Source organism: Nocardia sp., assembly GCF_025465275.1.
Lineage (GTDB): Bacteria > Actinomycetota > Actinomycetes > Mycobacteriales > Mycobacteriaceae > Nocardia.
In genome coordinates, this window is the sequence record NZ_JAODNK010000118.1 from 1 (window position 1) to 11851 (window position 11851).

The window sequence follows — 11851 nt, forward strand, 5'->3', positions numbered from 1 at the left end:
CCGAGCAGCACCTCGTGGCCGGCCTCGTGCAGATGCAATGCCAAGGGCAGCATCGGGAAGGTGTGGCCGATCAGCGGCCCGCCGACGAATAGCACTCGCACCGCTGTAATTCCCTTCTCTTCATTATCGATTCACCGCTCGAGCGCGGCGGCGAGAACAGGCCAACCGGCGTCCAGTTGATCCTGCCAGTACGGCCAGCTGTGCGTTCCCGCCGGCGCGAGATCGTAGGTCGCCGGTATGCCGAGTTCTCCCAGCCGGCGTTGCAGCGCTTCGGTGCAGAGGCGAGCGCCGAATTCGATTGCGCCGCCTTCGATGATGACGTCCTGCAGATTCGGGCTCGCGGAATTCTCATGAGCGCCGGGAAGACCCGTGGCGGCATAGATGTAGAGCGATTTGCCGGTCAACTGTGAGGCGTGTGCGAGCACATCGTGGGCGAGCCACTCCGGGTCCGCGGCCGGGCCCCACATATTGTCCGGATCGGAGCCGTCGGCCGAGACGATGTAGCGCAGTTCCGCCTGCCCTGGGGAATCGGCGGAATCGAAGCATCCGCTCAGTGCGGACACGGCACGGTAGAGGTCGCCGGATCGTTCGGCGAGCATCATGGCTGCCTGCGCGCCCATGGAGACGCCGACGATCGCATTGACACCGTTGCCGTGGAATTCGGCATCCAGCAGTGGTGGCAGCTCCCTGGTCAGCAGGGTTTCCCATTCCTGACGCCCGCGCACCGGATCGTCGCGCTGCCAATCGGTGTAGAAGCTGCCCGCTCCGCCGACCGGCAGCACCACATTGACGTCCTTGTCCGCGAAGAAGTCGACCGCGCCGCCCTGTGCCGTCCAGTCGTTCTGGTCCGGCCGCGCGGAATCGATGCCTTCGAGCAGATAGACGGTGGGATGCGGGGAGCCGGCATCGGCAGGCAGGAGTAGATCGATCTGAACGATCCCGGCCATGGCGGGGGAGCGGACATAGACCTGCAGCCAGCGGCTGGTGACAGGAACGATGTGGTCGATGGTCGCGGTCTCCGTGGGCTGAGCGGAAACGCGCGGCGCGCATGCGGTCACCGAGATCAACAGGGCCAGCAGCGCAAGCCATCTCATGAGCTGTTCACACCGGAGAGTTGGAATCGCCAGACGAGCTCGCCACCGTGCCGGGCGTGGGCGCGTTTCAGGAGAGCCCGCAGTTGCGGCTCGCCTCCCAAAGCTGAAGTCTGAGTGTGATATTCGGACAGCGCCTGGAGCTTGGCAGTTTCATGTCGGGTAGTGAGCGGCAGTGCCGACATGCTCCACTGCGCGGCCTCGATCGGTAAGCAGGCCAGTGCCGTGGGGTCCGGGCCTCGCGTAAGCAGTGATATCGCGGTCATCTCGACCGCCGCACGCGAGTTCGCCCATCCGGGCGCGACCCGAAATGGGAAGGGGCGCAATCGGGAAACCGGATGTCGCCGGCGGTTTCGCTCCGACGTCGCATTGAAGTCCTCGAAGAAGAGGACTCGCGCATATTGATCGCGGATCGCGCGCAATGCGGCGACCGCCACGATCACGTGATCGACGTGATTCCCAATTCCCAAGGGGGCCAGTATGACTGTGCCGCTATTGTCCAGTGCCTCGGCGATTGCCTGCTGAACCGCCTCGGTATCGGCGCTCTGTGCGATCTCGGGTGAGGTGTGGAACAGCGAGAACGGACCATGCGGCCGTGGATCCCGAAACAGTCGCTCGTACAAGCCGAGTCGTCCTGCCCCCGCACCGAGCGCCGCCAAGGCCCGATCGTCCTCGACCACCCGCAGGGTGTAGTCCGCGAATGCCTGATGCCGGCCGCCCCGTACCTCGATGGGTCGGCTACCCGAGAAGACCGTCAAGACCTCGACCGGCTGTCCGGCCTCGACCCGCGCCGCGATCAGACCCCCGACCGACAGCACCGCATCATCGAAATGCGGTGAGACGACCACGATTCGATCCGCGGCGTCGAGCACCCGCGTCACCGCGATGGCCGCAGCTTCGGTATCCGTCATCGTCAGTACTCCTCTCTCTGAGAGAGGCGCCGAATCCACATCCTGCCGCACAGTGAGCAGTCCCACCGTACCGCGTACCCTCCCGAAAATGCCGGTACGCCATAGGAGTTGAAGTCGGCGACCGAATCAGGTCGCCTGGCGTTCCGGGCTGACACTCAGAGGTGTTGCGGTGGTGAGGCGTCGACGGTTGCGGGCGAAATGGGTGATCAGGGCGTCGGCGGAGAAGGCGCCGGCCCCCAGGACGGCGATCAGGAAGAAGGACCAGCAGAACATGGCTGCTGGTTCGCCGCCGTTCACGATGGGGAGGATGCCGTGTTTGATGTGCACGGTGAGGAAGGCGTAGGCCATCGAGCCAGAGCAGAGCAGGGCGGCGATTCGGGTGCCGAGGCCCAGGACTACGGCGGCGCCGGCCCCCAGTTCGATGATGCCTGCCCACCAGTGCGGCCAGCTGCCGAAAGCGGGGAGGTGCGCGCCGTAAGGGTGGACGGGTTTTCCGAAGAGTTCGGAGTAGCCGTGGAGGGCGAACGAGGCGCCGATCAGGATGCGGAACAGGCCGAGTACAACCGCGCCGAGGGTGGATGGCGCCGGTCCGGCCTTTGTTTCGGTGGTCAGTAGGTGCATGGCACATCTCCGAGTTCTGCGGATCCCGGGTGAGCGGAAGCCTCACCTGTCCTCTTACTACGAGGTAGCGCTGTAAATCGTTCGCTCGTGAAATTTTACGGAAATAGTCGCTTCTTCTGAACGTAACAAATACCCTCGCCATCGGATTTGCGAATTAATTCGGAATTAGTACTATCCGAGAGGTTCGCTGCGGCGGCGAGACGAGGGCTGCCGGGCTCTGTCTCGCTCAGCCTGTTCGTTGTGAGGGAGAGTCATGGCTTTCGTTGTACGGGTCGCTGCCGCGGTAGCCACGATGGGAATTTCGTCTTTTTTCGCTATGCCGGTGTCGTTTGCGCATCCGGCGCCGGTGCCGCTACCGCCGTCGCATGCGAAACCCGCTGCCACGGCTACGATGTCGTCGGTTGCAGTGGCCGAGCGCATGCTGGCCGCGATCCAGGCGGTATCGCCGGGCGCCGAGGCCGGTATCGAGGTCATGGATACCCAGAACGGGATGCTGCTCGCCGCGACCAATCAGGATCAGCAGTTCTACACCGCATCGGTGGTGAAGCTGCTGATCGCCCTGGATGTGCTCGATGATCCAGCCGCGCAATCGGATTCGACCACCACCGATGCCGTGCGGCGCATGCTGTCGGCCAGCGATGACGGTATTGCCGACCGGCTGTGGGAGTCGCACGGCGGTGCGGCGATCGTGACACGCATGTCCGATCGCATCGGCCTGTCCGGCACCTCGCCGGCCGCCGATTCCGGGCAGTGGGGCGAAACGCTCACCACCGCACGGGATGTGGTGGCTGTCTATCGCTATCTGACCTCGAGTGCGCCGGAACCGGTGCGCACGGTGGTGCTGGGCGCTCTCGGAGAAGCCAGCCAGACCGCGGCAGACGGTGTCGATCAGTACTTCGGAATTCCCAACGCGCTCTCCGATTCCCCGTGGGCCGTCAAGCAGGGCTGGATGTGGATGGCCTCCTCACTGATTCTCAACACGACCGGACTGGTCGGTTCTGACTTGCGCTACGCCGTGGTCGTCCTGAGTTCGCAACCCACGATGAGCCTGCAGACCGCCGGATCCGCCCTCACCGCCGGTGTCCAAGTGCTGCGCGACGCCTTGCCGCCACAGGTGCGGTAGCCGCCGCGCGGACGATCTTGCTGGTGGTGCGGCCAAAGCGACACGGGCAGTGCGGGTTTGCCGCAGCCGTTTCGGGCTGTGGCGGCGCGGTACGGTTGGAGGGTGACTACCGATGAGGGGGGACCTCGGGTTCGGTCGGCATCCACGCGGAGAGCGGGGGTGGCGGCCCGACTGCGGGGTGCGGTGTCTGCGGCGCACGAGGATGCGGTGCGGGCAATGACCGCAGCGCGGGGGTCCGGGCTGGCGGTGAATCGGGATCTGGTCGAGCTGATCGAGTTGCAGCGCCGGATCATTCGGATTGCCGACCAGCTCGACGACGGATCGGCGGCGGTCGAGGAGAACAGCGCACCGCCGGAGATCGAAGCCGCCGGTGACTGGCCGTGGAATTCCTTCCCCTGGGATCCGGCGCAGGCGACCGGGGTTCGCCTCCTCCGTGGCGGCGATGTCTCGCTGTCGGGCTGCGTACCGAATCTGACGGCGGTGGCGGTCGGGCTGGGCTGGGATGTACGCGCCACTGTCGGTGACGATTTCGATCTGGACGCCAGTGCCCTGGCAGTCGGCGGCGATCAACAGGTACCGACCGACCAGCACTTCGTTTTCTACAACAATCTGCGCTCACCGGACGGTGCGATAGAACACACCGGTGATCACCTGACCGGTTCGGGTGCCGGTGATGACGAGGTCATCACCGTCGACCTGGCCGACCTGCCGCCCACTGTCACCAATGTCGTTTTCTCCGTTTCGATTCACGATGCCGAGTTGCGGGGCCAGACCTTCGGGCAGGTCCGCAATGCCTACATCCGCGTGGTCGATCGCGCCACCGAGGCCGAACTGGCCCGCTACGACCTCACCGAGGACGCCGCCGGTGAGACGGCCGTGGTGTGCGGCGAGCTCTATCGTCATGGCCCGGAATGGAAGTTCCGCGCGATCGGCCGCGGCTACGTGTCCGGGCTGGCGGGAATCGCCCGCGACTACGGCATCGACGTCTGACCGCCCGGCGGACCGCCACGGCATCACCCCGAACGGTCGGTGCTTGACATTCCGGCGGCGCGAGCGCACCGTGAATTGATTAGCTATGCTAAATGTGTCGGATTACGCTCGGGAACTGGGCGACACTGGTATGCCCAGGGGTGTGATCACGATCGGGGATACGCAGGAGGGTCAACGTGGGTAGTGACACGCCGGAGGCCAAGCGCTCACAGCGCATAGCCGAATTGCTCGCCGATCAACAGATCAGTGCTGCCGTGCAGCGCGCCGAGGTGAGTGCTGCCATGCAGCAGCCCGGACAGAGCCTGGCGGAGATCATCACGACGGCTCTGGACGGATATGCCGATCGCCCTGCTCTCGGGCAGCGCGCCTATGAGATCGTCACCGACGAGGCAGGCCGGCGGACTCGGCGATGGCTACCGGAGTTCACGACGACCACCTACGGCGAGCTGTCGGCACGCATCGCGGCCGTCGCCGCCGCCTGGCAGCACGATCCGCGAAATCCCTTGCGCACCGGTGATTTCGTCTGCATTCTCGGCTTCACCAGCGCCGATTACATTGTGCTCGATCTGGTGTGCCAGACCTCGGGTCTGGTCTGTGTGCCGCTGCAGTCCAGTAGTTCGGTGGCGCAATGGAATTCGATCATCGCCGAGACCGGACCGCGGCTGCTCGCCACCAGTTCGGAGCTGCTCGCCGGCGCCGTCGACGCGGTACTGGCCGCGCAGGCGCCGCTGCAGCTGCTGGTCTTCGATCACCACAGTGATGACGACTATCACCGTGCGGCACTGGAATCCGCGCGTACGCGGCTGGCGGAGGCCAGCAGCGCCGTGCGCGTCGAGACCTTGGAAGAGCTGCTGGAGCGCGGGCGGGCATTGCCCCCTGCGGAGCCTTTTGTTCCGGGCCCGGACGAGGATCCGCTCGCGCTGCTCATCTACACCTCCGGCAGCACCGGCGCGCCGAAGGGGGCGATGTACCCCCAGCGTCTGGTGGCGACCATGTGGATCGGTGGTCCGGCCCGATCTCCTGTGCCCGCAATCAATTTCAACTACATGCCGATGAGCCATGTGGCGGGCCGAATGGCGCTGATCGGGGCGCTCGCCCGAGGCGGTACCGCCCATTTCGCGGCCGCGAGCGATCTGTCGACCCTGTTCGAAGACATTGCGCTGGTGCGGCCGACGGAGTTCTTCTTCGTACCGCGCGTGTGCGACATGGTGTTCCAGCGCTACCAGGGTGAGGTGGCCCGCCGGCTCGCCACCGGCGCGGAGCCGGAGACGACGATCCGGCAGGTGAAATCCGAACTGCGCGAGCAGTTGCTGGGCGGCCGGTTGTTCGGCGCGATCGTCGGCAGTGCGCCGATCTCCGCCGAGATGAAGACCTTCATGGAGTCCGTGCTGGAATTCGGGCTGCACGACGGTTACGGCTCGACCGAGGCCGGCGGCGGCATTCTCATGGACAATCGGATCAATCGTCCGCCGGTCATCGATTACAAGCTGGTCGATGTGCCCGATCTCGGGTACTTCCGCACCGATAAGCCGCACCCGCGCGGTGAGTTGCTGCTCAAGTCCACGGTGATGATTCCCGGGTACTACCGGCGGCCCGAGGTCACCGCCGAGATATTCGACGAGGACGGCTTCTATCGGACCGGCGATATCGTGGCCGAACTCGGGCCCGATGAGCTGGTCTACGTCGACCGTCGCAACAATGTGCTGAAGCTGTCGCAGGGTGAGTTCGTGACCGTCGCCAGGTTGGAGGCGGTGTACTCGACCAGCCCGCTGATCAAGCAGATCTACGTCTACGGCAGCAGTGAACGCGCCTACCTGCTGGCGGTGATCGTGCCGACCGAGGAGGCGCTGCGCGGCGCTCCCGCGGACTCGCTGCAATCGGCGCTGAGCGAATCGATGCAGCGGCTGGCGAAGGATGCCGAGCTTGAATCCTACGAGATTCCGCGCGCCTTCCTGATCGAGCCCGAGCCGTTCACCATGGAGAACGGAATGCTGTCGGGTATCGGAAAAGCCTTGCGGCCCAAGCTCAAGGAGCGCTACGGGGAGCGGCTCGAGCAGCTGTACGCGGACCTGGCCACCCAGCAGGCCGATGAATTGGCGGCGTTGCGGATCGATGCCGCGCAGCGCCCGGTGCTCGAGAGTGTCGGCCGCGCCGCGCGAGCGCTGCTGAGTTGTGCCGAAACCGATCTGCGGCCCGATGCGCACTTCGCTGATCTGGGCGGTGATTCGCTGTCGGCGCTGTCGTTCTCGACGCTGCTGCAGGAGATCTTCGGGGTCGAGGTGCCGGTGGGCGTCATTGTCAGCCCGGCCAACGATCTCGCCGGATTGGCGAAATATATTGAGCAGGAGCGGAATTCGGTCGTTCGCCGTCCCACGCCCGCCTCGGTGCACGGGGCGGGTCCACGGATCAGGGCCGCCGATCTGACCCTGGACAAATTCATCGATGCCGCGACACTTGCTGCCGCCACCGATATTCCGGGTGTGGTCGAGCAGCCGCGCACGGTGTTGCTGACCGGCGCCAATGGCTATCTCGGCCGCTTCCTGTGCCTGGAATGGCTGCAGCGCATGGATGATTCGGACGGCACTCTCATCTGTGTCGTCCGTGGCAGTACCGCCGAGGCGGCGCGCAAACGGCTGGATGTGGCCTTCGACACCGGTGATCCGGAACTGCTGCGCACCTACCGGGAACTGGCCGACCGGCGTCTACAGGTACTCGCTGGAGACATCGGCGATGCGAATCTCGGTCTGAGCGAGGCTGATTGGCGGCAGCTGGCCGAGACGGTCGACCTGATCGTGCATCCGGCCGCGCTCGTCAATCATGTGCTGCCGTACGACCAATTGTTCGGACCCAATGTGGTCGGCACCGCCGAGGTTATCCGGCTGGCGCTCACCACCCGATTGAAGCCGGTCACCTACCTGTCGACCGTCGGGGTGGCCGACCAGGTGGACCCGGAGTTCTTCGACGAGGACGGCGATATTCGCGAGATCAGCGCGGAACGTATTGTCGGCGACGGTTATGCGAACGGTTACGGCAATAGCAAGTGGGCGGGCGAGGTACTGCTGCGCGAGGCCAACGACCTGTGTGGATTGCCGGTCGCGGTCTTCCGTTCGGACATGATCCTGGCGCACAGCACCTTCGTGGGCCAGTTCAACCTGACGGACATGTTCAGCCGCCTGCTGCTGAGCGTGCTCGCCACCGGTATCGCCCCGAAGTCGTTCTACCGCACCGACAGTGCCGGTAATCGGCGGCGGGCCCACTACGACGGCCTGCCTGCCGACTTCACCGCCGAGGCGATCACCACGCTCGGGGCGCGTGCCACCGAAGGGTTCCGCACCTTCGATGTCTTCAATCCGCACGATGACGGGATTTCGCTCGACGAGTTCGTGGACTGGCTGATCGAGGACGGCCATCCCATCGAACGGTTCGACGACTACGACGCCTGGGTCGCTCGCTTCGAGACGGCACTGCGGGCACTGCCCGAGCAGCAGCGGCAGAATTCGGTGCTGCCGCTCCTGCACGCCTACCGGTACCCGGGGGTCCCGATTCCCGGATCGGTCCTGCCCGCCAAGCGATTCCAGGCCGCCGTGCAGGAGGCCGAAATCGGGACCGATCACGACATCCCGCACCTGGGACGGGAACTCATTCGCAAATACGTGACGGATCTCCGATTGCGCGGGCTGTTGTAAACGGCGAACGTTGGTGCCGGTACGAGCCGATATAGGCAGTCTCTGAACCGAATCAGGAATGGCAGGGTAACGCGCAATGGAGCTGGGTCAACCGAGCCGCACCGCAATGGCAACCGCGTACGCGCGCGCCTATCACCAGATCGCCGATGAGCCAAGGGTATTCACCGACCCGCTGGCCCTGCGCATTCTGGGCGTGGACGAGGCCGAACTGATCGAACGGAATACGGCGGCGCTCGAAGCCGCCGGCGGTGATCCCAGCTGGCCGCGCCGGCGGCGGAGCTTCCTGGCCGGGCGGGCACGCTTCGCCGAGGAAACGGTGCGCGCCGCCGTCGCGGCCGGCACGCGGCAGGTCGTGATTCTCGGTGCGGGCCTGGATACCTTCGCCTACCGCAATCCGTTCCCCGAATTGCGGGTGTACGAGGTCGACCATCCGGATACCCAGGAATGGAAGCGTCATCGGCTGGCGGAGTCGGGCATCGCCGTGCCCGATTCCCTCGCCTTCGTCCCCATCGATTTCGAAACGAGCACGCTGGCAGCGGGTTTGGCCGAGGCCGGGTTCCCGCGTGACGAGCCCGCGGTCTTCGTCTGGCTCGGCGTGGTCATGTATCTGACCAGCGACGCCATTGTCGGCACGCTGAAATACATCGCGCAGCAGGCGCCGCCGACCCAGGTGGTGTTCGACTACCTCGTTCCGGCAACAACTTCCGAGGAGGCGACCTACCTCAAGGTCCGCGCCGACCGAGTGGGCGCGGTCGGCGAGCCGTTCCTGAGCTACTTCACCGCGGACGAGATGGCGGCGGTGGTGGCCGACGCCGGATTCACCGGGGTCGAGAATCAGACCGCGACCGAGGTGATCGCCGGATACCTCGGGACCGCACCGCAGCCGAGCTCCGGCAACACACCCCGAATACTGCGCGCGACAAACTGACGCGATGCCATGCGGCAGTCGAACTGCCGCATGGCAATTGCGCGAGGCGTCAGACGCGGGCGCGCACGAACTTGTAGATGACCAGCAAGACGACCGCGCCGACGATCGCCCCTAGAAAAGTGTGCTGCACCGGCGCATGGACGCTGAACTTGTGCGGCGCGAAGACCAGACTCCCCAGGGTCCCGCCCACATAGCCACCGACGATGCCCAGCAGGATGGTCCCGATCCACCCGAAATTTTCCTTGCCCGGGACGAGGAGGCGGGCGATGGCACCGGCGATGAGACCGATAACGATCATGACGATAATGCCCATGTCGTACTCCTTGCCTAGCTGATGTCGCTTATTCGACGGTAGCAGGGCAAGACGGACATCAGTGCGTGTCGCATTACATCAGCGTGCCCGGAACACGAACATCTTTGCCGCTGGACCGACTCGGGGCGGAGGCGCCGGAAGTCGCCCATCCTGCCCGTTCGCTACTTGGCGGTGCGGACCTTTTCCACGGCGTCGGTGAAGAGTTTTTCGAAGGTGGCTTGGTCGGGGGTGCCGGAGAGGGCGGCGGCTCGGACGCCGACTGTCATGCCGCGCAGGGTGGCCCAGCCCTGGTAGGAGGTGCGGGTTCGGGGGGTGGTGTCCGAGATCGTGCTGGTGCTGGTGGCGCGGTAGGCCAGGGTGTCGATGCCGGAGAGGGTGTCGGGGGTGGGGAGGTGCTCCATTTTGACCACGGTGTCGATGTGCTGGCCGTTCACCGTGCTGGCGGAGGTGAGGGCGGCGCACTTTTCGTTGGCGGCGGCCATGGTTCGGGTGTCGGCGACCTTGTTCGCGACGAATTCCACGTAGACGGTCATATCTTCGGTGGTGGCGGCCGCCAGGGATGAATTGCTGATCAGGTCATTGCTGAGGGCGGCCAGATCGACCTGCGGCTGTTTGCAATCCGCGGGGGTGACGGTGGATTTGGCCATGGCGTCACCGAGATCGGAGACGCTGGTGCGGAGCTTGTCCGGCGGCAGGTCCAGCGGTTTGGTGTCCGCGGGGAATTCCGCGCCCGACAGCACCAATTGATCGCGCGTGGTGCTCGGCGCCGGATCGGCGGAGGTTGCCTTCGTATCGCTGGTGCTGCCACCGCATCCGGCGCTCAGCAGTACCGCGCACACCGCGGTCGAGATCCATGCTCCCTTGGTCATCACGCGGCACAGCATGCCAGGAAGTCGCTGGCAACTGGGGAGATACGGGATCTGTCGCCGTGGTGGCCCGAATATTCGAGCCACCACAGTGTGCGCAGGATCAGACGTGGACCGGCAATGCCGCCAGATCGTTCTGGGTGAGCACCGGCAGATTGCCGATCTCCTGTTCCGGCACAGCGAGTTTCAGGCCGGGGAAGCGGTCGAACAGTGCGGGCAGGCCGATGGAGGCCTCCAGACGGGCGAGCGCCGCGCCCGGGCAGATGTGCGGGCCGTAACCGAAGGAGATATTGCGGCTCGAGGTCGGACGGCTGACATCGAATTCGTCGGCATCCTCGCCGTGGATGGCGGTGTCGCGGCCGATCGCCCGGTAGGACATGACCACACCCTCGCCCCGCTCGATCACGGTGTCGCCCACGGTGATGTCTTCGGTGGCGAAGCGCATGAGCAGATGCGTGACCGGGCCGTCGTAGCGCAGGGTCTCCTCGATGGCCTGCTTCCACTCGATATCGCCGCCGCGCACCGTCTCCAGCTGTTCGGGGCGAGAAAGCAAGGCGCGCACCGCATTCACGATGAGGCTCACGGTGGTCTCGTGCCCGGCGGCGACCAGCGCCTTGAGATTGCCGACCACCTCCTCCTCGGTGAGCGGATCGCCGCCCGCGTCGGCCAGGATGAGCGCACTGGTGAGATCGTCACCCGGTGCGGCGGTCTTGCGGCGCACCATTTCGGTGAAATAGACGTCCAGCTCGTCGATCACGCGCAGTCGCTCGTCCTGCGGCGTCATCATCGAGAAGAACTTCTTGTACCGGTCCAGCAGCATGGCCTGATCGGCCGGCGGTACACCCATGAGCTCACTGATCACCCGCATGGGCAGCGGGTACGCGAAGACCTGCTTGAGATCCACGACCGCGCCCTCCTGCGCCGCAGCCTCCAGATCATCGAGCAGTTCGGCGGTCAGCGCTTCGATGAACGGCCGCAACGCTTCCAGGCGGCGCGCGGTCAGCGCCTGCGTGGTCTTGATGCGCAGCCGGCGGTGCTCGGCCCCGTCCACGGTGAACATGGAGCGCCCGGCATCGATCATGCCGATGAGCGGCCACTGCCGCGTCACCACACCCGAGGTCCACAGCCCCCAGGCACTGATGTCCTTGACGAGCCGGCTGTCGGTGAGCAGCTGGCGGGCCAGCGAATGATCGGTGACGGTCCACGCGGGGACGCCGAGCAGTTCGATACGGGTGAGCGGCCCGGCGGCGCGCAGGGTGGCGGTCTCGCCGGCCAGGTCGCCGACCATGGGATCGATCGCCATGGCGTGTGGACATGCTGAA

General features: G+C 65.4%; 10 protein-coding genes. 4 read left to right on the forward strand and 6 right to left on the reverse strand.

What is annotated here, in order from left to right; translation table 11 throughout:
- Positions 1 to 131 precede the first annotated feature (131 nt).
- The 3 genes from JWN03_RS26325 to JWN03_RS26335 form a co-directional block, all read right to left on the reverse strand.
- On the reverse strand, positions 132 to 1094 hold the full coding sequence (locus tag JWN03_RS26325; protein ID WP_297620479.1) for an alpha/beta hydrolase: 963 nt from the start codon (positions 1092 to 1094) through the stop codon (positions 132 to 134).
- Positions 1091 to 2002 carry a PIG-L family deacetylase gene (locus tag JWN03_RS26330; RefSeq protein WP_297620482.1) on the reverse strand — a complete coding sequence of 304 codons (912 nt, stop codon included), beginning with the start codon at positions 2000 to 2002 and terminating at the stop codon, positions 1091 to 1093. The genes JWN03_RS26325 and JWN03_RS26330 overlap by 4 nt, the downstream gene beginning before the upstream one ends.
- Before the next feature lie 126 nt (positions 2003 to 2128).
- Positions 2129 to 2623, reverse strand: coding sequence for a DoxX family protein (locus JWN03_RS26335; protein ID WP_297620485.1), 495 nt, complete (start codon positions 2621 to 2623; stop codon positions 2129 to 2131).
- Positions 2624 to 3014: 391 nt separating this feature from the next.
- On the opposite strand from JWN03_RS26335, the gene JWN03_RS26340 reads away from it, so the two are divergent.
- The 4 genes from JWN03_RS26340 to JWN03_RS26355 all read left to right on the forward strand — a co-directional run bounded on the left by JWN03_RS26340 (position 3015) and on the right by JWN03_RS26355 (position 9350).
- A complete protein-coding gene (locus tag JWN03_RS26340; protein ID WP_297620488.1) occupies positions 3015 to 3746 on the forward strand; it encodes a hypothetical protein in 732 nt (243 codons plus the stop codon).
- A gap of 357 nt (positions 3747 to 4103) precedes the next feature.
- The gene (locus tag JWN03_RS26345) at positions 4104 to 4736 is read left to right on the forward strand and encodes a TerD family protein (RefSeq protein WP_297620598.1); all 633 of its coding nucleotides are present in this window, start codon (positions 4104 to 4106) and stop codon (positions 4734 to 4736) included.
- A gap of 176 nt (positions 4737 to 4912) precedes the next feature.
- Positions 4913 to 8422 (forward strand): carboxylic acid reductase, encoded by a 3510-nt coding sequence (car, locus tag JWN03_RS26350; RefSeq protein ID WP_297620490.1) that lies wholly within the window; start codon positions 4913 to 4915, stop codon positions 8420 to 8422.
- Positions 8423 to 8498: 76 nt separating this feature from the next.
- Positions 8499 to 9350, forward strand: a complete 852-nt coding sequence (locus tag JWN03_RS26355) for a class I SAM-dependent methyltransferase (RefSeq protein WP_297620493.1) — start codon at positions 8499 to 8501, stop codon at positions 9348 to 9350.
- 49 nt (positions 9351 to 9399) lie between these two features.
- Here the strand turns inward: JWN03_RS26355 and JWN03_RS26360 are convergent, their stop codons facing one another.
- From JWN03_RS26360 to JWN03_RS26370, 3 genes are all read right to left on the reverse strand, one after another.
- Positions 9400 to 9663, reverse strand: coding sequence for a GlsB/YeaQ/YmgE family stress response membrane protein (locus JWN03_RS26360; RefSeq protein WP_297620495.1), 264 nt, complete (start codon positions 9661 to 9663; stop codon positions 9400 to 9402).
- A 161-nt stretch (positions 9664 to 9824) separates the two neighbouring features.
- Positions 9825 to 10535 (reverse strand): hypothetical protein, encoded by a 711-nt coding sequence (locus tag JWN03_RS26365; RefSeq protein ID WP_297620498.1) that lies wholly within the window; start codon positions 10533 to 10535, stop codon positions 9825 to 9827.
- A gap of 97 nt (positions 10536 to 10632) precedes the next feature.
- On the reverse strand, positions 10633 to 11832 hold the full coding sequence (locus JWN03_RS26370) for a cytochrome P450 family protein (RefSeq protein WP_297620501.1): 1200 nt from the start codon (positions 11830 to 11832) through the stop codon (positions 10633 to 10635).
- Positions 11833 to 11851 lie beyond the last annotated feature (19 nt).

Coding starts and splice junctions, on each gene's coding strand:
- JWN03_RS26325 (WP_297620479.1), bottom strand. CDS start 1,094: ATGAGATGGCTTGCGCTGCTGGCCCTGTTGATCTCGGTGACCGCATGC.
- JWN03_RS26330 (WP_297620482.1), bottom strand. CDS start 2,002: ATGACGGATACCGAAGCTGCGGCCATCGCGGTGACGCGGGTGCTCGAC.
- JWN03_RS26335 (WP_297620485.1), bottom strand. CDS start 2,623: ATGCACCTACTGACCACCGAAACAAAGGCCGGACCGGCGCCATCCACC.
- JWN03_RS26340 (WP_297620488.1), top strand. CDS start 3,015: ATGTCGTCGGTTGCAGTGGCCGAGCGCATGCTGGCCGCGATCCAGGCG.
- JWN03_RS26355 (WP_297620493.1), top strand. CDS start 8,499: ATGGAGCTGGGTCAACCGAGCCGCACCGCAATGGCAACCGCGTACGCG.
- JWN03_RS26360 (WP_297620495.1), bottom strand. CDS start 9,663: ATGGGCATTATCGTCATGATCGTTATCGGTCTCATCGCCGGTGCCATC.
- JWN03_RS26370 (WP_297620501.1), bottom strand. CDS start 11,832: ATGGCGATCGATCCCATGGTCGGCGACCTGGCCGGCGAGACCGCCACC.